Consider the following 23214-nt stretch of genomic DNA (forward strand, 5'->3'; position numbering starts at 1 on the left):
ACCTACAGATTCGCAGGTGGGACCTCGCCTGACAACTCATCGCAGTCACTCTGCGATCAACCCACACCTCGCACTGCCCAACCCGTCATCTGATAGATCACCCGCCCATCGACTTCCAGCCAGCCATTGGCAATGACCGTATTGGTTGTTCGATCAACCGAAACGATCTCGGCATCAATCGTCACCAGGCGGTCTTTGGGAATCACCTGACCACGATAAACCCATGCCTGCGGCGTGCCACACACGGGTGTTTCAAAGTTCACACCGCCATGCGTACTCACGATTTCGGCTTTGACCATCCAGTGCTTGATCACCTGCAGAAAGGCTTCCAGCCCCAGCGATCCAGGCATCACCGGGTCTTCGTAGAAGTGTGCCTTGTAATACCATGCTGCGGGATTGACCTGCGACTCCCCACGGACAAAACCAGCCAGTTCGGGCCGCCCGGGAACACTTCCCTGCCGGACCAGACAATGTGTGATCTGATCGACAAACGAATAACTCGCTTCAGGAAAAGGTGGCGCTTGTGAGAAGCTTTCCGAGGCCGCGAAATTCTCCAATACGACTCGTCTGGCATCTCGCAGACCGACCTGATTGGCGAGTGATGCGGCCGAAAAGAACCCGAAGTAAGTTGTTCCCGAATAGACAGGTTCATCTCGCGCAAACATCTCCATCGAGAAGTGCTGAATGATCATGCCTCCTGACATTGAAGCCTGGGTCATGCGGGCTGTGGTGGTCAACGTACCAATCTCGGGAGTCACGGGCCGATGCTGAGTCGCTTTGCCCCCGAGATTGCGAAACTTGAGATCGGTCTCGCTGGTGAGTGCTGAGCCGGCATAAGCTGCCAGCCAGCCACAAGGCTGCAAAGCGGTTTCCAGTAACACTGAAAATGGCATTTCGGGCTGTCGATTGGCGGTGAAGTACCAGGCATCGACAGGGACATCGTACTGGGCGACGCAATGACAGCCAGCCTTCATCACAAAAGGTGGCCCACCGACTTCCACAATCCGATCTAAAAACTGAAATGGAGGGCCGGGCAATCGCGCAATCTTGCGCTCATGGTCGAAGACGGTGTACTCGGGTCCGAAAGCTTCGGAGGGCTTGCCAATCGAATAGGCCGTAATCCGTTCGAGAGGATAGATGGCAGGCCGCACATCGTAGCTTGGCGTGTTCCCCACCCGGGTATTCGTTTCTCCGACTTTTCTTATTCCCTCTCCCTCTGGGATAGGGTCAGGGTAAGAGTCTGCTGTCTTTCTTCCCGCCCAGATTGCTTCCACACGGGCTTTCGTCAGCCCCGTGAACCGCAACGACATGTTGCTGATTTCCACAATCGGCTTGCCATCTGCGAACATCAGCGCATCAGCCAGACAATAGGCATCACCCTGGGAACCATCCGTCCCATAACCCAGTTCGCGGATGGTCACTTCGTACCAGACCTCTTTCGTCGAGGCCAGCACCTGCCCCCGGCACTTGAGCCGACTTTCGATCCCCACGACAGGTTCCGAAACGACCTCACGGGTTTCACCCACCCAGCCCATGCGCAGCAGATAAATCCGCAGCGTGTGCAGGCAGCACTCGTACATCAACGTCCCTGGCATCACATGGTCATCACAAAAATGACATTCGAGGAACCAGTCGTCGGGATGGATATCGAGTGCGGCACGAATCCGTCCCAGCCCATACTTCCCACCGCCAGGTTCAATTTCGAGAACTCGATCCACGAGTCTCAGCTTGCCACCCGGAATGGTATAGGGCTTGTGCAAAGGCAGCCCGGCAAATGCCTGACCAAAAGCCCCGACAAGATCGCCCTGCCTCAGCAGTTCGACCTGTGCGTCACTCAGACTCCCTGGTGTGATGGGGACAGGTTCGTGCCAATCGGCTGGGAGCTTGCCAGGCCGTGGTGCGAGATCGAGTGTGCTGTGGATGATCCCTTTTCCTGCCGCCAGAGCCGATTCGGTAAAGAACCCGGCACACCCTTCGCGCATCGTAATCAGTGGCTGGCCATTGACTGTTCCATCAAACTCAAATTTGAACAGCCAGGTCTCACCCTGCTGGAAGAACTTGAGAATGCGAATGTTGTAGACGATCGTTTCACCAGGAACAGGCAGACCTCGGTGGAATGTGACAATCGCATCGAGGAGACGATAAACCGCCAGGCCGCGGGTTTGCAGATCAATCCCCAGCCAGCCAGCGAGAAAGAGATCGGCCTGACCCGATTCCACTGCAATCGCAGTCGGGATCCGTCCTCCATCCAGATACCACCGGGCTGCATGCACATCGTGTTCGGTCACTACGCAGCCGTGCGACATCGACAGTGGTTCGCCTTCGATGTTCGTGATTCGATCCACGAGCATGAGTGGCTCATCCGGCAGCCGCACGCGCGTGGGGTACTGGTCGGCCGCTGCAAAGAGTGGCCCGAGTGCCTCGCCAATTTTGCCAATGGCGAACTCCAGGCATTCCTCGCGCGAGAGACTCCGTGGTGGTGTCGATTTGTCGCGTTTCGAAGAAACGGAATTCGTACTCAGCACCACTTCCTCGTGAGAAGCGATCTCCAACTCACCTTCTGACTGCAAACGGGCGAGTCGCTCTTCAAAGGCCAGATAAGCCGCTTCCGCAGCATCGAGAGTTTCTGGGGAATTCATCGTCATGGGCGTGGCACTTGATGTCGTGGTATCAATCAGTCGTTCAGCAGCAATCCCCTCTTCTTCTGGAAGAGGAAACGTCTTTATCCCCTCTCTCTCAGGGAGAGGGACAGGGTGAGGGTGAGACTCTGCGCGGGAACTTTCATTTCGCAGCAATTCTTGCAGAACACCTGCGACTTCGCTTGTCACAACGGGGATCTGCTTCCAGTTCAAGCGTTGGATCGGAATCTCGATCTGCGGGCTGTCGGGCAGGCCCAACGGCTTTCGTTTTCCTTCAAAGAGCTGCGTGAGCTGGCATGGCGCAAAGAGTGGAGCAAAATCGACCGCCACTCCGCGGACTGCAAGCCACGCGAGTGTACGGACAAAATGTCGCACGGGATGGGCTGTCAGCGGGCAGGCACTCCGCACGGAAACTTGTTGATCACGGTTTGCGAGATTGGTTTCAATCAAACGTGTGCAGGTGCTGCCCGGGCCAATCTCCAAAAACAGATTGGTTCCGTCATGGAGGGCGGCTTCAATGACTGCCGGGAAATCAATTGTATGCAGTGCCTGCGAAGTAATGGCTTCCGCACAGGCAGTCGTGGAAGGGATGTAGGCCTTTGAAGTTGCTGTGCTGTAGACCGTGATCTCGGGCCGCTCCTGCACCGGCAACAGATGCAGTGCCCGCCACTGATCTTCTACCTGCTGTACGAAACTCAAATGGACTGTACTGGGGGCCGGCAAAGGTGTAATCGAGAGCGAAAGCTCTTCCAGCAATTCAGCGACTTGACCTGCTTCGCCGCCAATCAGGCATTTTTGCGGAGCCAGGACAATCAGCAGTGCCACCTTTGGCTTTCTGGCAATTGCTGGCCAGAGTCGATCAGCCGGGCATTCGACGACTCCACTTGTCCAGGGGACAGGTTCATCAGGAGGGATGTTCCATGCCTGGCGGGCGGTATCGAACGGTGGCGTCAATAGACCGGCAAACAGTCGCGAGGCCAGCATGCGCGACAGCATTTCATCGCGGGCTGTCCAGATTCGTAATCCGAAGAGGGCTGAGGATTCCCCGAGGCTGTTACCAATCGCGGCTTGAGGAACCATTCCAAAACGGGCCAAAAGATCGCACATCAATGTGGCCAGCGTCACCTGCCCGAAAATCATCGCCCGATGATCGTCCGCTATGTCTGCTGACGATTCACCATTCCACAATAAGTTGGGCCGGTATTGATCGGCCAGTCGCAGATTCTCGCGATCCTGCTGTTCGAGGATCTCCGGGAAGGCCTGCCCAAGCTCTCGTCCCATCCCCAGAAAATGGCTTCCCGAGCCCGGGAAGACATAGGCCAGCTTGGCTTCCTGAGGTGCTGCAGAAAGGTAGAGCACCCCCTCTTGAGTCAACTCCTCCTGGCCTCGAATGGTTTTGATTTGCTCCAGCAGGCTCACCACTGATGCGTTCGATGAGACCATCAGAATGGCGAGTGGTCGCGTTACTCCTTGCGGGCGGACTGCGTACACCTCGCAAAAGTGCCGCCACCGACTGGGCCCCACATGCCGCCCACTCAAGCCATTGACAGCCGAGTTCTCCCATGCAGCCAGTAACGAACACGCCCGCTCGACGAGTTGATGCTGAGTTGCCAAGTCAACAGGCGAAGCTTCTGAAACGGTGCCTGTCTCGCCTCCAGAAACTCGTGGCTCGGGCCAGATGACCAGCGGCAATTCGGTCACGTGTGGCCTGGTGGCTTCCAGCGACGAAAAGACCGGTCGAGGGGCTTCCTTGAGTGTGAGCAGACTCCACAAACCGATAGGAGACTGACTGCTCAGAATCGCCTGTCGCGCCCCCTCGGATCGATTTCTTAACCAGTATTGCCAGCCCTTCGCACTTTGTCCGAAGGCATCTGCCGCACCGGGTGGGAGTGATCTCGTCGCCAGGCAGGCCACAGTGGTAATCGCGTCGATCATCCCCGCAGCCACACCCGCTGGCCCCAAAAGAGCCGAGATCGAAGGGAAGACGGGTGGCAATTTCTCGGATCGAGCCTCACCAGCACCGGATGTGACATTCTCGATCAAGGCATAGATCTGATCACCATCCCGCTGGGCATCTGAGAGCCGTTTGAGAATGACAGCACCGGCACCATAGGTCGAATTGGGGGGAAGTGTCCTCTTCCACAGTTCAATTTTGTCAGCATCCGGCAGATCGACAGCGCACGCCAGAGCCAAATCGATTTCTCTTAATCGTAACGCCTCGCTGGCCTGACGGAGGGCTTCAAAACTGCTGGCCTCTTCGCTCGAAAGGACAAATGCAGGGCCGCCGCAATCGAGTTCGCGGGCAACACGACTGGCCACAATTCCACCAAGATTCCCCATCACTCGATTGGGGGTGAGTGGAGGATGCAGGCCATTCACCAAAGATTCGATGGCTGCTGCGTGATCTTCGATCGCAGTGATTCCCGAACCGCGCAATTCCTGTTCGAGTCGCCAGCGCAGATGAAAGTTCGACGATTCGATATCGAGGGCAATGCCGACAAACAGCCCGCAACGATCTCCCAGCGCGCCTTCGAGTCCTGCATGCGCTTTGGCCTCGCTGGCGACATCGAGCATCAGACCCTGCTGAGGGAGCATATCCTGCTGCTCGACGGGGGGGATTCGAAAACGCTGCACAGGCCAGGAGAGTTGAGGATCTTCCGTTGGCGCAGCTTCCCGTTCGGGATGTCGGCTTTGCCACCGCTCGAACAGTTGCTTGATCGATGCTTCCCCAAGTGCTGCCGAGAAGCCAATGATCGCGACTGGCTCTGGCTCTGGCTGAGCCAATTGCAAATCCGCAGCGACACTCACCTGGACCGGGTCGTGAGTTGAGGAAAACGCCATCGCCTGGCCAGATTCGGCATCGAGAAACTCTTCCACCAGCAGATGCCCGTTGATTCCGCCAAAGCCAAAACCATTCACAGCCGCACGCCGGGGGAGACCATGGCCGGGAGCTTCCCAACGTTGACTCTCTTGCAAAACTGCAAAGGGAGAATGTGGTTCCTGCAGCAGACCGGCTGGCTGCTCGTAATTGGCAGTACAGGGCAATCTCTGATGCTTGAGAGCCAGCACAACTTTCATCAGAGCAGCCGCACCGGCACCCGTCAGCAGATGACCCACGTTGGATTTGACGGCTCCCAGCACAGCCCGGGATGAGCGATAGCCCGCCTGCCGCCACAGTTCATGCAGGCTGGCAATCTCGACCTGGTCTCCGACTGGTGTTCCCGTGGCATGGCATTCGATGAGATCGACACTTTCGGGTAACCATCCCGCCCGCTGATAAGCCGCCCGCATGGCCCGCAACTGGCCTTCTGTCCGAGGTGAAAGCAGGCTGCCACCCCGATCATTCGAAAGCCCCGCCTCCACCAGCACGGCATGAATTTCCAGGCCGGCTGCAATTGCATCCTTGAGCCTCATCAGCAGGAACATCCCGGCTCCTTCACCGACGACCAACCCATCGGCGCGGGCATCGAGGGGACGGCACTTCTGCCCTTGAGAGAGCGCCTTGAGCTGTGAAAATCCAATCTGTGTGTACTGGCAATCGGGTCGGGAAAGCCCTCCCGCCAGCATCACATCGGCGCGACCCGCGCGGAGTTCATTCATGGCCAGCTTGACGGCGTAGATCGATGAAGCACAGGCGGCATCGAGTGTGAATGCCGGGCCACGCCAGCCGAGTTCGCGAGCAATGATCGCTGCAGGCAAGCCCAGTGCGTAACGGTTCTGCTCAGACCAGCGCTGGGAATCTGCTGAGCCGTAGGGCCCAGGTGATTTTGTTCCCGTGGAGGCCTCGAGCACTTTCGAGAGGTATCTCGAACCCAGCACATCCCAGCACAGATCGTTGATGGCTTCGATGGGGAGAGCGATGCTGCCGAGAATCACTCCACAGCGGGCCGGGTCAAACGTCTGCAGGTTCAGCGTGGCGGCTGGCCGGTTTTGAAAAGGTCCCCGCAGCGTTGAGTTTTGAGTGCTCTCAATCGTTTGGAAGGCCGTCTTCAGCCCGAGACGAAAGAGGGGATCGAGCCCGTTCCATTCGGCTTCAGTGATGGCAGGAAGATGCCGGGAAATGGCCGGCCGATGGGGAAAGAGACTCCAGACGGCTTCATCGAGATAACAGCCCCAGGTCGAGAGGGCTTTATCCGGCTGAGAAAACGGCCCCAGTGCATAGCGGCTGTCCAGCCTCCAACGACCCTGCGGAACGCTTCTCCCGGCATCAACGCCTGAGTGAATATTGCTCCAGAAGCCATTCAAATCGCCCGCACCGGGAAAGCAGCCCCCCAGGCCGACAATGGCGATTTTCTCATGGGAATCAGCAGAGCTTGGGGAACGTTGAGACACTGGGCGTCAGATCATTCAAAAGTCGAGTTTCAAACCGGCTCACGTCTGTTCATAGATCCAGGCGCAGCTCGTGATGACAACAGTCTCTCCAGTCTACCCAGACAGCAAACCTCGGGCGACTGGCAAAGCCAATTCCCTCCCAAGCGATGGCGGATCAACTCATATTGGGGCAGGTTATGAGGTGCATCAACGACAACGCACCGTGCTTAAGAGAAGATTGCCCCTCGAGAACGGTGCGGTTGACGTTTGCCCAAGGCTCATGATGTGGATGAGTTCAGGCTCATTGTGAACTCTGTTTAATGGGCGGGTGGTGGGCTGTTCTGGAAGGCGCGGTTTCTAAAGAGAAACTCGACCAGGTTTCCTTCGTGCGGCTGGAGCCAGTTCAACTGGACGGTCTTGACCCGGCCAATGTTGAGCCGGTCGATGTTGTAAGCATCAAGCAATTGCTGGGTGAACTTGGGATCTTCCGTGATCGCAGTGCAGACCAGTGTGGGGCCAATGGCCTTGATCATCTGATTCTGTGGGCATTCGACGACCGAAGTAAAGGGGAACATGTACTCGGCATTGGCGAGTTTGGCTTCAGGCGACGAGCAATGAATGACTGTCGGAAGCAGGTATTCGGATTTCCCCAGTTTCCCAATGCGGTTGCCACCATGGAAGGCCGCACTGACATCGGTGGAGTAGCCATCCTTCAGACCTTCATCGATCTGGTTCGAGACACTTTCGGCGACACCCGCTGTCGTGGATGCTGCGAGAATGGCTTTGGGATCAGTGGTGGGCAGAGGGACAATTTCGGACATCTTCTTCGCAATGGCCTGGGCGATTTCCTTCGTGTGCCGGGAGGCATAGATGCTGGAGCAATTGATACATCCGCGACCACCATTGGCTGCCACGCTGTCGACCATGATGTCGAGGTAATCTTCCCAGCGATCCACGAGGTCGTCGCCCAGAATGATCTTGCTGAAGCCCGGGCCATGGACGGAGACGCGAGGATTGCCTGCATGCTGCTGAACAGTCTGCTGGCTGCCGAAGATCATGCAGCGATGGGCATCGCTCAGGAGTCCACCGCCGACATCATGCCCGCCGGGATAAAGCGAAATGGCTTCGCGAGGAATGCCTGCAGCAAAGAATGCTTCCGTTATGCGATACGGTGTCCAGAACTCCTGTGAGCCGGGCTTGAGCATCAAACCAATCTGCATCGGGATCGCTGGGAGCCAGAGTGTATGAACACCCGGGGAATTTGAAGGGAGAACAGCCCCCAGAATGGGAGTTGTGGCCTGATAGCTGACCATGACTCCCCGCGATTCCATGCCGTAGCCCTTCGAGAGAATCTCGTGGGGCAAGCCGCGTGTGAGAGCGTCGATCACTTCGCCCATGTGCGAGAGAACGTACGCATTCTTTCGCATATTGAAGGCACAAAGCGAAATGGGTATGCCCGTCGTTGCGGACTGCATGTTGCAGAATTGCTCAGGAGTGAGCTTGCCGGTGCCGCAGGGAAGTTCGGCATTGAGATAAAGGTCTGCCGCCTGTTTACATTTCTCGATGAGATCGTCAATCGAAAACTGGCGGAGTGCTTCGCGCGACTGCTGGGCTTTCCGCAGGTCCATCTTCACCATGGCCCCTGTGGCCTGATGCAGTCTGGCCAGAGTTTCGCCGGTTTCAAAGTGGTTGATATCCACTTTTTCCATACTGTCGTAAGATTTACCAAAACGAAGAACGGGAACATCGAACATGGTGGGAACTCGGTGTTTGTAGGTTGATGGTTGTTAGTTGGGAGTTGTTACTCTAACACAATGTCTTGTGACGGCTTGTCTGGCTTGGTGAATGGACGCTTTGAAATAGAGTTAAGATATGCGTTCAACTTTGGCGCAAGCTCATCCAAAATCATTTTGAGTTCAGCAATCTCTTCTTCCTTGAGTAGTTTCCGAAAATAAGCCCGCCTCAACCAATGTTGGGTTTCATGGAGTGATCCTCGCGCGATCCTGATGAAACGACAGTTGTCTTTCGTAGTACCTCGGCCCGCTCCTTCGGCAAGATTTGCTCCGATGCTATCTGCCGCTCGAACTAACTGCCCACCGATTGTGGATCGCTCAAAAGTTTTCCATTCGGCAACGACCTCCCAGATGCTATCCGAGAGCTTCTCGGACAGGATATACACGCGAAGTTTCTGGTAACGAGTTCGCATGGGCACTGCCATCAAAGTTACATGAGATCGCTCTCACACAAATGCAACTATCAACCATCAACCTTCTACCATCAACTTCTGAAACACCGGGTGTTAATAAACCCCGACAGTGGTTGACTTCGCAATTTCATGGAATGGGCGGGTGCCGCTGATGCCGTCCCAGGGGAACTTGTCACAGGGGAGTTCGCGTTCGCCTTCATCGCGCTCCATAAAGCCCGGCACAAAAAGTTCTTTGGTCATCGTGTAGAGCTTGACCCGGCCTGTCTGGCCGTAATCCACCACTTTGTTGTAGTCCTTGAAATCGACCACTTCGATGGCTGCCCGCGGCTGGGGCGCATGGTAGGTAATTTTATAGTTATCTGCAGGATCGAAAGGTTTACTGCAGGCCAGGCCCATCAGCGTGTTGCCGTAGGTGGGAGTCATGAAAACATCCGGCCCGAGAAGTTCTTCGCAACAGTAGCGATACCACTGGGGAGAAAACTCTGTCCCGCCGCCAAAGATCCCTGTAATCCCCTCTTCAGCGATACTGCTCCCATTATCAATCAGCTTGAGGGCCAGCGCTTCGAGCAGTTTGGGCGTCATAAAGGCACACTTGATATCGTGCCCACCCTTGAGAATTGTCAACACCTGATCAATGCAGTGATTCTTATAGTCTTCGGCTTCTTTGATGCGGCCCTGCTTCAGGAGCTTAACGACCCAGCGTGGGTCAAGATCGATACAGAAGCAGATCCCGCCGCGATATTGAGCCAGATGCTCAATTGCCAGCCGCAGTCGGCGTGGGCCGGAAGGGCCGAGCATCAGCCAGTTGGATCCTGGTGGAAACCATTTGTCGTCCAAGGTTTTGGAAAACTCTTCGTAATCGATCCAATGATCTTCAATGACCATACGGCTTTTGGGCAGACCTGTCGTTCCGCCTGTTTCGAAAACATAAACGGGTTTACCGGCCAGGCCTTTGGGAACCCAGCGGCTGATCGGCCCGCCACGCAGCCAGTCGTCTTCAAAGTGCGGGAACTTTTTGAGGTCTTCAAAACTTTTCACCTCTTTGAGAGGGTCAAAGTTAAAGGTTTTGGCCTTTTCCAGCCAGAAAGGAGAACCTGTCTCCGGGCTGAAATGCCAGTGAATCGTTTCCACGGTGTGCTGATCAAGTCGATCTTTGGCAGCAGCAATCTTGGCAGAATCAACCATAGCCATCACAGTTCCTGAGAGTTGGTTTTGTGTTTGTAATCTTTGACCGTTGTCTGATTTTAGAAGTCAGGAATTGAGCGTCTCGAAGAATTATCAAAATCCCAGATTCGAACGCCGAATCGTTGAGTTAATCCATATCTGTTGCAGATGGTTCGGGAAGGAAGAAACTCAAAGCGAAACCCACCAATGTGACAAATCCGGCCACGCTGGCCGCTGCGATTGAGAAGGCCATCGGCGGCGAGAAACCACCGGCGGCACCAGCACTAGCCGTCAAAAACCCGGCAATGGTGGTCGTGACCAGGGCAAAGCTGGTACCGATCATCCGCCCACCAATATTGGCAGCAAAGCTTTCTCCCGTACCACGCAAATGGAGTGGATAGACGCGAGGGAGATAGTTCCCCCAGAAGCTGAATTGTCCCACGACAAACAGGCCGGCGATAAACACACCCAGTGAGACGGTGGTAATGGGCAATACGCCCAAGAAGATGGCTTCGAGATTGATTTCAAAGAAGGTTTGATTCTCCACCTGCAAAAACAGGGCAAAGACAGCCGGGAGGATGATCATGCCGGGAATCTGCAGGCACCAGAGGAGTTTACGCCGGCTGAGAATTCGCACAGCCAGTAATGCCAGCAGGAAGCGACCCACCAGACCGCCGATTTCTTGAACCTTGGTGTATTCGCTGGCAATCTTCTGCTCGTATTGCCGCATGGCCCCAATTTTGGCTTTTTTGGCGACTTCAGGATCAGGGGGAAGTTTCGCTTTTTCAGCAGCAGCGGCCGCTTTGATTTTCACATCCGCGAGACCCGGGACAATCTGAGGAATCTGTTGAATCGCACCGAAAGCTGCCCCATAGCTCATGGCAAACATTAACGTGGTCACTATGGTCGTCTTACGCAACTGAGGCGAAAAGAGCTGTGCAATGCTGGGCCGCTTGAGAGTCCCCGCAGTGGCTTTTTCTTTCCAGGCGGGCGATTCTGGTAAAAAGGGCCTGATGATAATAAGGGGAATGGCAGGAATCAGGCCCGACATCAAGGTGTATCGCCAGGCTTCGTGTTGATGTGCAGGTTCAATAGTTCCCCAGAAGCCTGAGACAATCTCTGGAATGAAAATGGCAGGCAATTTGGGAGCAAAACTTATCGCCAGACCATTCATCACTGCGACCAGCAATCCGCCAATCGATGAAAAGGCCTGGGTATAGCCCAAAACTTTTTCTCGCTGGTGAGGATTCGGGAATAACTCGGCGAGCCACGCCACTGCTGCCACAAACTCGACACACACACCAATGAACATCGTGCAGCGGAAAAACAGCAGCATCCAGATATTGGTTGAAAACCCGGCCAGAAAAGCAGAACCAGCGTAGAGCAAAATGCTCCATGTCAGCACACTGCGACGACCCAGGCGATCTGTCAGATAACCGCCCAGGAGGCCGAATGCTCCCCCGGCAAATGCGGGAATGTAGAAAAGTCGCCCCACCCACATCAAAAACTCGGGGCTGCCAGGCTGTGCTCCCACGAGTTCCAGGAGTGCAGGACGGACAATCAGTGGCAACATCAGCAGTTCATAAATGTCGAACGCAAAGCCAATGGCTGCAATGATGCAGATCAGCCAGCGGGTCATATCCATGGGAACTGGCGGAGGTGGCAAGGGGCCCGCAGGTGAAGAAGACATGCATTGGTTCCAGGCAGGCAACGAAGTGTGGGGCAAAGTCGAAACTGAGATTCTACAGGCGGATCGGGCGATGCAAACAGTTGTCTAAACAAGTTTAAAGCTGAATTTGAATCGCCGAAAGTCCTGTACACGGATGATCAGACAATTCTGTCGCGGGAAAACCTGAGGATGCTCCACAGGATCCACACAGTCATTCATCCAAACTTGTTGATGAATTGTCGTTGGCGAGCATAAAAGCCATGAGGGCCAAAGGCAAACGGTTCCTGACCAAACATTCGCAAGTTTTTGCCAGGGATGTTCCCCTATGAGGAAATTCCACCGGCAATTGGCTTTCTTTCATGAGAAACGGCGAGATTTTCGCTGCATCACATGAATCTGTTCTTATGAACACTTCTCCTGTTTGTTTCAACAACCTGACCAGTCTTGAGGCGAAAGAGATCGCGAGAGGCAGAAATTGCGGGTGAAACCTGACATTCGGGCGTGAACTCGGGATTGCAGCACTTTTTTGATCGATCTACAGTTCGCCGATCTGTATCCCCCGGTGGACCTATCGAAATCGCCACCTTTGTACCCTGACTGTCAACATCCCTTCTTTTGCAGAGGCAGCTTCCTCGATGATCGACCGAATGCTGCCTGTCGTCTTGCTCTGCACCAGAAGCGTCATTCTGGGAACCATGCTCTGTTGGAGTGTGATTCCCTGTGGTTGCAATTCGCTGAAGAAAAAAGTCGATAATCCCGTGATGGTTCCTCCACCCCGGAGAGTCTCACTGAACGATGAGCGAGCTAATGCCGCCGATAAAGCGCTGGCAGAGGGTTCGCTCAAGCTGAAGCAGGCGGCTGCCAGCGATATCGTGCAGACATCGGGTGAAGAAACGATTCTGGCTCAGAATGACGATGCGGTCTTCGGAGCCCAGGTGGTGGCAAGGGTGAATGGCGCCCCAATTTTTGCCAGTGAAGTCCTCGAGCGGTATGGCGAAGTTCTGGCTCAGGCCCGTGAAAAACTCCCGCCTGATAAGTTCAATCTGCTGCGCGAAAACATTATTGCTCAAAATCTGCGAGCACACGTTGAGCGACAGATTATTGTGGAACGCATGAAGGCCGACATGAAGCCCGATCAACTGAAGCAGTTGGATGGGTACCTTGATGCCGCCTTTGAAAAAGAAATGGTCAAGCTGAAAGAGCAGCTGAAAGTTCAGACCAAGCCTGAGCTGGAATACGAACTCAATAAGCGCGGGACCTGCCTGGAAGATGTCCGGCAATCCTTCCAGAACAACCGGATTGCGATGGAGTATCTGGCAGTCAAGGCCGGCAAGCCTGAACCGATCAATCGCAAAGATCTGGTGGAGTACTATGAATCGCATCCCGAAGAGTTCCGCCTTGAATCGCGCGTGAAGTGGAAACAGATTCAATGTTCGTTCCTGAAGAGCGATCAGGAGCAGGCCCGGGTGAAGATGAAATCGGCACTCGAAGAACTGGCGAATGGCGCGTCCTTCGAGGATGTCGCCAGGAAGTACTCCGATGGGGTGACTGCGAAAGAAGGTGGCCACTGGGATTGGACCCAGAAGGGGAGCCTGAGTGATAAAAAACTGGAGGAGATTCTCTTCACGGCCAATGTCGGTGAACTGAGCGATGTGACGATTATCGGCCGGGCCTATCAGGTTGTGTTTGTGGAAGAGCGGGAATCGGCTGGCATGCGACCCTTTGCAGAGGTCCAGCAGGAAATCCACAAGAAAATCGAGCCGACCCGTTTCCCCAACCCCCGCAAAATCCTCGACGCCATGCTCGCCAGTGCCGTCATCGAGACCGATTACCCACTCGGCCTCGACACCGCGAAGGCTGGCGCAAACAACGCCACCAAGTAGGCGAAGCTCTCAGGGCCTCCCATCGAGTCTGGTTCTGAATTCTTCGATTCGACAGAGACCGATGATTTCGACCCCAAACTTACAGACGTTTTCGGTCGATCATTCACCACAATCTTGCACGATCGTGCCTCCTGGCACGACAAGCCTTGATGCTCATCGTTTTCTGGCTGTTGAATCCACGCCTCAGCCACTCCCATATGATAAAAGGTCGAACAGCATTCAGAGATCTCTGTTGTTTGAGGAAATCGCTCTTCATGGCACGCATTCTCGTTGATGAGCCGTCGCCCTGGTTTCTTCCGGAGCTGCAGAGGCAGTACGGCGGTGAGAACGTCTCGATGATTGCCGGGAACGAGCGGCAGAGGCGTGTGGCGGCTCGAGCAGAGAGAGCAGGCGCGCTGCCTGAGACGACGGTCTGCGTTATTGCCGATCTGCGCAGGCGTCCCGAGCGTTGCGTCGAGGTGGTCGAAGACTTACGCCATCGTCATCCTGAAGCCCGACTGATACTGATTGGTGATGAACGTCTGGCTCCACTGGAATGGGTGCTTCGCGAACTGGGCGTGGCAATTGTTGAGACCAACCCTGTGCGGGGTGTCGATTTGAAAAGATGGATCGATCCCATTTTGCAGTGCCAGTCGAGTCCAAGAGATCTCTTCATGCCCATTCAGAAATGTCGCTGACGGTCTATCACTGAGACTGATCGGAACGAGGTGCGAGACTGCAAAGCCCCGCCAGATCGGCTTCCGGAAACAACACTCGCAATCGCCCGGGATCATCGACCTGCCAGCGGGACACGGCTTCTGCGAGGAGATCCAGATAGAGACTTCGGCTCCGTCGTCCAGGACCAAAAGGCAAATCGTCGTGACGAATCACAACCGGTCGATAGTGCAGCCACGAAAGATCATTCAAGGCATCGGCCAAAGCATCCCAGTTGTGACCAAACCAGGGGCAGCCCAGTTGCCGGCTGTAAATTTCCAAAAGTGTCTGCTTCGAGGAAATTCTTGCAGGAATGGTCACTTCGAGCACACCGGTTGCATTCTGTGCCGGGCTGAGTGGCTCAAAGCAAAGTGCGTAGGGATGATTTGCAGATGACATGAGTCCTCACTGCGGGTTGACGTGGTTGAACCATGGCATGATTCGGACCTGGGATGGTGAGTTGGAAGCGAAACTATTTCAACTTCTTAAAGCTGCCGTAATGATCGGCAGTGTAATAGATCTCACCTGATTTTCCCGTAATGATTCGCTGAGGGCCAGGCCCATCCAGTTCGGCTGTGGGATGCACCCACTCGCGATAATAACCTGCTTCTCGAGCTGGCAACCGGCGTTCACGATTTTGAAACACAGAACCATCATTTCGAAACCGCAGCTTCTCGCCCGCTTCGATTCGGGTGATCGTCTCGGTCAGATCAATATCACCTCGATAAACCACCTTCCCCTGCAAATCCTTGATCGTCTGCTTAGCAACAATCCAGCGCTTTTCAGCCGAGGGAGTGGGCGATTTCTCAGGTGAAGCGACCTTGGATTTCGTGGGGGAATTTTCTGCATCCGGTCGTGGGAGTGGAGATGCATCAGCCGGAGATTTCTTAAAAGTCTCTGGTCGCTGAACGGGCTGTGAGGCACCTTGTCGGACCTCGGCATTTGCAGGCTTCGAGGCCTCCGTCAAGGTGTGATTCTCTTCGGATACAGCTTCAGTCGCTGGTACAGGATTCTGAGATGTTGATGGAGGTGATGATGTGGCAGGCTGTCGCTCAACGACGAACTGCCAAACGAGACTCAAGCTCACGAAAACGATCAGGAGCACCAGATGGGTGCGAGTCATGCGGAACCTGGAGGAAGGCACTCGTTACTCCACAAAAATCCATCGTGAGTTGATCTCAGAATCCCTCTCGACCCCCTTGCCGATGTGTTTTTCGGGTGAGATCTGATTCAGAAACGAACGACCATCAATTCAACAGGCCGGAGAGTCTCTTGTGCTCAAGATACTCTCCGGCCTGATGTTTAACATCACGAATCGACCAATCACAACGATTGCCAGAACTTTCGCTTAGATGCGTTCGCCGAGGAAGTCGTTGTTGGGAACAATGTTGTTGTCTTCGTCACAGAAGTCGATCACTTCGTACCAGCTGCTGCCGCTGAAGCAGGCGTTGTGACCTTCGAGACCATAGTACTGATAAGCTTGTGACATTTTGCCGTAAGCACTGCCGACATCTTCGAGTTCGTTGTTGACGTTCAAGGCCACCTCAGAGAGCCCGACGATCATGGCGAGCACTGCAATGGTGGAAACCAGCACGAGTTCGGCAGAGACAATGAAACCGGCTTCGTCACGATAAAGAGCGTTGATGAGCAGAGACATGAGAGTGACCTTTCTGGCGACAATCGTCGCTAACTGTGTGTGACTCGCGATGAGACGTTTTGTTTCGCAGAGTGAATGATCTGTAAAGCAGCTTGAATGCCAATTCCTGTCGGCCTCAGGAACAAACCACTCTGCCGGGCCCGCATTCTCCGCCATAAGTTATTTCTGAATATAACATTAGGACGTTTCAAGATAATGCCAAAGTTGTTAGGCATGCAGTGCCTGATTCTGTCAACGGAGGATGCCAAAGGGAAACAGGAACTCGCCCGCACCTGAGGTTTAATCCACAAAGCATTACCCGATAGACACTTGCGTCGCTTGTTTACAAATAGCACCATGTTGTCGATCCACCACGCATCGTTCATTCCGAGAGGATCGAGCTTTCAGACCCTGGGAGCCAATTCGGTGGAATCTGGCGAGGTGGTGAAGTCTCTCTGGCCCGTTGCCTTGACGGATGAAATCCTGTGCGTATCATGCGTGGTGGACTTTGAGAGGCATGAGCCTCAGACAAGTTTCATGAACGCGGACGTAGCTCAGTTGGTAGAGCACGACCTTGCCAAGGTCGATGTCGAGGGTTCGAGTCCCTTCGTCCGCTTTGAGATTTATGGAACGAATTGTTTTACGGCAATTCTTCCATAGTAAGTTGCGTGACGGATGCAGGAAGGCGGCTTGGCACGAAGTTGACCGCATGTTGGCGTGATGTCAGCTGCGGAAAGCAAGTTCCGGGTCGCCTTTATCGTTTTCAGACGGAATTTTTCCGGCTGATTGAACGCTGTCGGCAGGGATGCTCGTCATAGACTTTTAGAGTCAATAATTACTGGGAATGTTGGCAGAAGTCGACGACTGCTGCCGAATGAAATTCTTGATTTGAAGGTGGCATTTATGTCGACTGAAACTGTTGCGGCAGTGGCTGATGCGGACAACAAGCGGAAGCTGGCACTCGAAGTCGATGTTCAGACGGTCGGGCCCTGTCGGCGTCATGTTCGCGTGAAAATCGCGGAAGCAGAAATTCAGGAAGCCCGCAAGCAGTGCGTGAAAGAGTTTGGAACTTCTGCGGCTGTCCCTGGTTTTCGCGTTGGCAAAGTGCCCGCAGGTTTGATTGAACGCCGCTTCAATAAAGAGATTTCTGAGCGGATTCGCGAAAAGCTCCTCATTGAGAGCCTCGAGCAGTTGGGCGAAGACAAGTCGATTGAACCAATTGACGAACCACAGTTCGATGTCGCCAGCCTGCAAATCCCTGACACTGGCGATTTTGAATACGAATTCGATGTCGAAGTTCGCCCTGAGTTTGAAATCCCGGCTTACTCCGGTCTGTCGATCAAGCGACCTGTCCATACTGTGACGGAAAACGAAATCGAGAAGCGAATTCGCGATTACCAGATCGAACGAGCCACGGAACGTGTGGTTGATCGACCTGTTGCCGCTGGTGATTACGCTCGCGTGACTCTTGAATTCCGACATGCTGACAACAAACTCTCGACAGTTTCCAATCAGCGAGTCGTCGTTCGGCCCTCACTGAAACTGCGTGATGGCGAGATTACTGGTTTTGACCAGTTGCTCATTGGAGCGAAAGCTGGCGACGTCCTGACAACCAGCCTTGTGGTCACACCCGAAGCCGAAAACGTGGAACTGCGTGGCGAAACCATTCAGGTCAACGTCACGTTGGTGAATGTCGTTGAGTTCGATCTGAAGTCAGTCGACGAAATTGCCGAGGAATTCGCACTGGAGTCGGCTGAAGAAGTTCGCAACGAAGTGCGGAAGACGCTTGAACGCCAGGTGACTTACCGTCAGCGCCAGGAGACACGTCGTCAGGTTCTCGAACAGATGACGGCCTCTGCTGATTGGGAACTGCCCGAATCGCTGGTTCGCCGTCAGGTAGAAAACGCCCTGCGTCGCGAAATGCTCGAAATGCAGCAGGCTGGTTTCTCCTTCGATGAAATTCGTGCTCGTGAAAACGAACTGCGTCAGAAGTCGTTGACAACCACTCGCCAGGCACTCAAGGAACACTTTGTTCTCGACCGAGTGGCTACGAAGGAATCGATTGAAGTCGAGCCTTACGAAATTGATGCCGAGATTGGCCTCATGGCTTACCAGCAGATGGAAACACCGCGTAAACTGCGTGCCCGCCTGCAGAAGAACGGCATGATTGAGAATCTCGAAGCTCAGATTCGCGAACGCAAGGCTGTGGATCACATCCTGGCTCATGCCACTTTTGAAGATATCCCGATGGAGATTTCTGAGACGGAAACCTCCTTCGCCTTGCCTTACTCAGTTGCCGGGACTTCAGTCGCTGGAACAATTGAGGATAGTCAGGAAGAGGACAGCGAGGAATAATCCTTCGCCGATCTAAAAAAGTGCCACTTCGGTAGAAGTGGCACTTTTCGATTCACAAGCTGGTATCAGAGACAATTGGCCAGAGTTTTCCGGTTGATGATTGTTCTCGAAACTCGGCGAGTGAATTGGGAGCGGCGAATTGCGGTCATGGTCAGACGGAAAGCCCTTTCGATCGCGAAAATCGGAAATGAGTTTTTCAAATCGCCCGGTCTGATGAGTCGAGTCAGTCAGTCATCATTCTTGACCAGCAATGCGATGCAGACATGCTGATAACGACAATTTGAAAACTCGAAGCCTTGATGATTTAAACTCGTGACAGTCGATGGTATTTGCCACGACAACCAGCAACATTCAGAAGGAGTGCCTCTCGTGGGACGACCTGATTCCGGTCTGGGTGAGTGGATGGCAGCAAGTGCATCCGGGGGGTATTCCCGGCAGCGTCAGATGGGTCTGGGTGACCTGCTGCTGGAAAATCGGATCATCTTTCTCGATGGCCCGATTCATGACGCGAGTGCCAATCTGATTGTGATGAAACTCCTCTTCCTGCAGGCAGAAAATCGCCATCAGGATATCCACTTCTACGTCAATTCCCCTGGTGGCTCTGTCACGGCGACCATGGCGATTTACGACACGATGCAGTTCCTGCAATGCGATATTGCCACCTATTGCGTTGGCCTGGCGGCCAGTGGCGGGGCAATTGTGCTGGCCGGTGGAACCAAAGGCAAAAGGTATTGCCTTCCTCATGGCAAAGTGATGATTCACCAGCCTTACGGTGAAGTTGGCGGACAGGTTTCTGATATCGAAATTCAGGCACGCGATATTCTCGATACACGCCGCGTGCTCAATGAGATTCTGGCCCATCACTGCAATCAGCCCATCGAAATTATCGCCCGGGATACCGAACGCGATTACTACATGAATGCCTATCAGGCCAAAGAATACGGCATCGTCGACGATGTCCTCTCGAACCCGAAGAAGCCACCAGTCGGTATCCCGATCCCTGCTAACAAGCCGGTCGAAGGTGAATCTGCTCCAGGCACTGAATCTGCTCCCGGAACTCAATAGTCTCCAGTCACAATGGCTTCGTAACGAATACCTGTGGTGTCCGACGTCCATTGGTGACCCGGCATCAACAGAACTCTCTCAGATCGTATTTTTCATCACCGTCCCTTTCTCGTGCGAGAATTCAGCATGACTAATCTGGTTCCTTACGTCATCGAGAAGAACGGTCGCGACGAACGGGCGATGGATATCTATAGCCGTCTGCTCCGCGACCGCATCATCATTCTCGGTAGTGGTATTGACGATACTGTGGCGAATACGATCGTCGCTCAATTGCTCTTTCTGCAATTTGAAGATAGTAAAGCAGATATTCACCTCTATATTAATTCGCCTGGTGGATCGATCACGGCAGGGATGGCTATCTACGATACGATGCAGTATCTCTCCTGTGATGTGGCGACTTATTGCCTTGGTCAATGCGCCAGTATGGGTGCTCTGCTGCTGACTGCCGGTGCTGCAGGTAAGCGTCATGCTCTCCCCAACAGCCGCATCATGATTCACCAGCCTCTGGCCGGGATGCAGGGGACTGCGACCGAACTGGAGATTCACGCGAAGGAAGTTCTCCGCGTGAAGCGCCGGATGAATGAGATTCTGCTCAAGCATACCGGGCAAACTTATGACCAGATCGAGAGAGACACCGATCGCGATAACTTCATGATGCCGGACGAAGCGAAGTCATACGGCCTGATCGATAAAATCCTTGAGAAGATGCCCGAAACGCCTTCCGTTCAAGGCTGATCGACTCATCGCACGTTTCTATAAATCTCATGAACTCTCTGGAAAGGCTCCTATAGTCCTCCAGGGAGTTTTTGTTTTGTGTGAGAGTCCTTGTCGTTCGAAAATCATGCAGATCATCGATTCAGCCACTTGAGCGGAGAGCCAGAGATGACCTGTCGGCAACTCCAGTCTGTCTTGAATCAACTGCTTGATCCCCGGGAGATGACCTGGTGGGGACCAGAGGATCTCTGGGATGAAGCGAGGTTTGAGGTGGGACAAACTCATTTGCTGGATGGTAGAAAGGATGCCGCCCGATTCGTCGAGCATGCGAGTGCTCATCAGACCGTGGTGGACGTCACCCCCTGGCTTTCTCATCCATTGGCGAAGCAGTTGTCCAACTGGATCACGCCCACCGAGAATCATCAGCCATCGGTAGAACTGTCATCACCACTGGGGCTGTTGCGAAGGATGAGTGTGGCTCTTTCCGGCCCGGAAACAGCACCTGGCCCTCTGGATCGGCTGAAGTGGCAAGGGGCTACGACGCTGGCTCACTTTTGGGGGCCATTGGAGAAAGTCGCTGCCGTCAACATCCAGACTGCCATCGCGCCCGAAGTTCTTGCATCGAAGCCACAATTGATTGTGTGGACAATCTCAACGCTTCAGCAAGTTATCACGCTGGAAGTGGCGACAGGCTTGCCGCCACGTGCGTGGTGTGAAGCAGTAGGCCCTATGGGTTCATTAGTGGTCGATGGTTTTCTTGACCCTTCTTTAGCAGCCAAGCCCCGCTTCTGGGTGCATGATGCCCGGGGGATTCCGCGTGCCGAAGAATTTTCGCCTGTGAGTGAAGTCGAACTCTTTGCACAGGATCTTCGGCTGGCTCAGCACGATTCGGCCCTGCGCGAGCACTGGAAAACACGGATCCAAAGAACTTCCCAATGGTTGGAAATCCTCGAAAAATCAGCCACAGAGTCGACGCTGGGTCGCTTTCTGCGATAATTCCTGTAGCGAAGCGAGTTTTTACGGTCCATTGAAAGCCACTTTTTTCGATCTCTCACAATCTTCGAAGATTTCGCGATGAACACCGCTATTGGCTCATTGAAAACATTGGCTGCTGCCAGTGAACCCGCTCAGGAGGAAAATCCTCTCGATCGACTGGAAGCTTTGCGTGAGCGGCTGATCCAGCATCCGATCTATCAGCAGGTGAACTCGCTGGGCCGCATTCGCCTGTTCATGAGAGAACATGCATTTGCCGTGTGGGATTTCATGTCATTACTCAAACGGATGCAGCAACTTTGCACCTGCACCACAGTTCCGTGGGTCCCTTCGCCTCGACCGGAACTGAGCCGCTTTATCAATGAAATTGTACTCGGTGAAGAGTGTGATGAAGATGGTCGTGGTGGCTACATCAGCCATTACGCATTATATCTTGAAGCCATGACGGAACTGGGTGCAGATCCGAAGCCAATTCAGCAACTGGTTTCGCGCATCGGAAATGGTGCCGATACCTATCGGGTTCTTGAGCAGCTTCCCGTGCTGACAGCGACCAAAGAGTTTGTCCGCTTTACGTTGCAGTTGTGCCGGGTGGGGCAGCCTCATGAGGTCGCCGCGATCTTCTTTTACAGCCGGGAAGACATTATTCCTGAGATGTTCAGCCGGTTGATTCCTGTCCTCGAACCGCAGCAGGTTCCTGTCGGTCGGCTGCTGCATTATCTCCATCGACATGTCGAGTTAGACGGAGATCGTCACGGGCCGCTGGCACGTCTGGCCATGGAGCATCTTTGTGAAGGGAATGCTCAATGGCAGCAACAGGCACTTGTGGCCGCCGGAAGAGCCATTGAACACCGGCTCGCCCTCTGGGATGGGCTCTTGAAAGCTTTCCAGGAACAAAGCCTTTAGGGTTTTGTGAGTAAAGCCACGTTCGATGACAAATTGGGCCGGATACCAATTGTTGAACTGCTGTCCTGAAGGAATGAAGGACGGTGTGCGGTGCAATGTCAAAATGAGGCCCTCACCCCGCCCCCTCCGATGAAGACACGGGCGAGGGTTTCTTGCTCCTTCTCCCGTTCTGACGGGAGAAGGCCGGGATGAGGGCGAGTTCGAACGTATGGGGTGGGCGATTCACGAGTCGCTTCATGGCAGGACGCTCTTGGCCTCTCGCCAATGAAAGACAATCGGCACTCCTGCGGATACCTCGCGGACTGATCTACATCGATTGGAATGCACCTCACCCTGCCCTCTCCCACGAAGACGTGGGCGAGGGTTTATTGCTCCTTCTCCCGTTCCGACGGGAGAAGGCCGGGATGAGGGCGAGTTCGAACGTTGTTGGCGTTCTATCAACCAGCGGCCTCAACGCGGAATGCTTTTCATCTCTGGACACTGACAGTCAATCGGCACCCCTGCGCAAGCCTTTGTGAAGCATGCACATCGATCGGGAAGACCCTCACCCTGCCCTCTCCCACGAAGACGTGGGCGAGGGTTTCAGAGGATGCTGGTTCCAGGGTGTGAGCAGGGCATGAAATTAGTACACCACGAAGGGCACGAAGAACACGAAGGGGAATTCAGGGATCAGTCGTGAGTGGCATGCGGGTACCTGTCCGGCCTGATCTTCCTGGTGAACTTCGCGGCTTCGCGTGAGGAGGGTTTGAAATTCGGAGGTCTCTCGTGAAGGCGCGAAGGGGGAAGCGAAAGAGTTTGGGCGTTGTTTGGGACAGGAGAGACGCATGGCGTGGCGTCTTGTTGTCGTGCCTTTGCACGACAACCCGGCCACAAGTTGGCCGGGCCACCCGCGAAGGCGCGAGGGGTGAAGAGTTGGTGCATTTCGCTGGCGCTGCATGGCACCCTACGGTTGGAAGAATGGAGAAGACCCTCACCCTGCCCTC

At 54.3% G+C, this 23214-nt stretch carries 16 protein-coding genes and 1 tRNA gene; 9 read left to right on the forward strand and 8 right to left on the reverse strand.

All coding sequences use genetic code 11. The features are described 5' to 3' along the window. Window positions 1-56: 56 nt before the first annotated feature. The 5 genes from A6X21_RS05655 to A6X21_RS05675 form a co-directional block, all read right to left on the reverse strand. Window positions 57-6971 carry a type I polyketide synthase gene (locus tag A6X21_RS05655; RefSeq protein WP_083233427.1) on the reverse strand — a complete coding sequence of 2305 codons (6915 nt, stop codon included), beginning with the start codon at window positions 6969-6971 and terminating at the stop codon, window positions 57-59. Window positions 6972-7267: 296 nt separating this feature from the next. Continuing rightward, window positions 7268-8704 (reverse strand): aldehyde dehydrogenase family protein, encoded by a 1437-nt coding sequence (locus A6X21_RS05660; RefSeq protein WP_068846642.1) that lies wholly within the window; start codon window positions 8702-8704, stop codon window positions 7268-7270. A 47-nt stretch (window positions 8705-8751) separates the two neighbouring features. Beyond that, complete coding sequence (locus tag A6X21_RS05665; protein WP_068846660.1) at window positions 8752-9156, reverse strand: four helix bundle protein; 405 nt, start codon at window positions 9154-9156, stop codon at window positions 8752-8754. 93 nt (window positions 9157-9249) lie between these two features. Continuing rightward, entirely contained in the window at window positions 9250-10347 is a 1098-nt protein-coding gene (locus tag A6X21_RS05670; RefSeq protein WP_068846643.1) for a hypothetical protein, read from the reverse strand. Between the two features lie 121 nt (window positions 10348-10468). After that, window positions 10469-12010, reverse strand: coding sequence for an MFS transporter (locus tag A6X21_RS05675; protein ID WP_068846644.1), 1542 nt, complete (start codon window positions 12008-12010; stop codon window positions 10469-10471). Between the two features lie 626 nt (window positions 12011-12636). On the opposite strand from A6X21_RS05675, the gene A6X21_RS05680 reads away from it, so the two are divergent. Together A6X21_RS05680 and A6X21_RS05690 are read left to right on the forward strand one after the other, a co-directional pair. Continuing rightward, a complete protein-coding gene (locus A6X21_RS05680) occupies window positions 12637-13872 on the forward strand; it encodes a peptidylprolyl isomerase (protein WP_165603688.1) in 1236 nt (411 codons plus the stop codon). A 254-nt stretch (window positions 13873-14126) separates the two neighbouring features. Continuing rightward, window positions 14127-14549 carry a hypothetical protein gene (locus A6X21_RS05690; RefSeq protein ID WP_068846647.1) on the forward strand — a complete coding sequence of 141 codons (423 nt, stop codon included), beginning with the start codon at window positions 14127-14129 and terminating at the stop codon, window positions 14547-14549. Between the two features lie 7 nt (window positions 14550-14556). On the opposite strand, the gene A6X21_RS05695 is transcribed toward A6X21_RS05690, so the two are convergent. The 3 genes from A6X21_RS05695 to A6X21_RS05705 form a co-directional block, all read right to left on the reverse strand. Beyond that, window positions 14557-14964 carry a barstar family protein gene (locus A6X21_RS05695; protein WP_068846648.1) on the reverse strand — a complete coding sequence of 136 codons (408 nt, stop codon included), beginning with the start codon at window positions 14962-14964 and terminating at the stop codon, window positions 14557-14559. Between the two features lie 73 nt (window positions 14965-15037). After that, a complete protein-coding gene (locus A6X21_RS05700; protein ID WP_068846649.1) occupies window positions 15038-15688 on the reverse strand; it encodes a guanyl-specific ribonuclease in 651 nt (216 codons plus the stop codon). 225 nt (window positions 15689-15913) lie between these two features. Next, the gene (locus tag A6X21_RS05705; RefSeq protein ID WP_315851670.1) at window positions 15914-16378 is read right to left on the reverse strand and encodes a hypothetical protein; all 465 of its coding nucleotides are present in this window, start codon (window positions 16376-16378) and stop codon (window positions 15914-15916) included. A gap of 366 nt (window positions 16379-16744) precedes the next feature. Between A6X21_RS05705 and A6X21_RS05710 the strand changes: the two genes are divergently transcribed. The 7 genes from A6X21_RS05710 to A6X21_RS05740 all read left to right on the forward strand — a co-directional run bounded on the left by A6X21_RS05710 (window position 16745) and on the right by A6X21_RS05740 (window position 22749). Beyond that, window positions 16745-16817 (forward strand) — tRNA-Gly (locus A6X21_RS05710). 287 nt (window positions 16818-17104) lie between these two features. Then, a complete protein-coding gene (tig, locus tag A6X21_RS05715; protein ID WP_068846650.1) occupies window positions 17105-18556 on the forward strand; it encodes a trigger factor in 1452 nt (483 codons plus the stop codon). A gap of 402 nt (window positions 18557-18958) precedes the next feature. Next, on the forward strand, window positions 18959-19621 hold the full coding sequence (locus A6X21_RS05720) for an ATP-dependent Clp protease proteolytic subunit (protein WP_068846662.1): 663 nt from the start codon (window positions 18959-18961) through the stop codon (window positions 19619-19621). 126 nt (window positions 19622-19747) lie between these two features. Continuing rightward, window positions 19748-20356 (forward strand): ATP-dependent Clp protease proteolytic subunit, encoded by a 609-nt coding sequence (locus A6X21_RS05725; protein ID WP_068846651.1) that lies wholly within the window; start codon window positions 19748-19750, stop codon window positions 20354-20356. A 147-nt stretch (window positions 20357-20503) separates the two neighbouring features. After that, a complete protein-coding gene (locus A6X21_RS05730; protein WP_131818204.1) occupies window positions 20504-21331 on the forward strand; it encodes a hypothetical protein in 828 nt (275 codons plus the stop codon). A gap of 78 nt (window positions 21332-21409) precedes the next feature. Next, window positions 21410-22231: a DUF3050 domain-containing protein gene (locus tag A6X21_RS05735; RefSeq protein ID WP_240490177.1), complete on the forward strand. Its 822-nt coding sequence runs from the start codon at window positions 21410-21412 to the stop codon at window positions 22229-22231. Between the two features lie 236 nt (window positions 22232-22467). Then, on the forward strand, window positions 22468-22749 hold the full coding sequence (locus A6X21_RS05740; protein WP_131818205.1) for a hypothetical protein: 282 nt from the start codon (window positions 22468-22470) through the stop codon (window positions 22747-22749). Window positions 22750-23214 lie beyond the last annotated feature (465 nt).

This window comes from Planctopirus hydrillae (assembly GCF_001707835.1).
Classification (GTDB): domain Bacteria; phylum Planctomycetota; class Planctomycetia; order Planctomycetales; family Planctomycetaceae; genus Planctopirus; species Planctopirus hydrillae.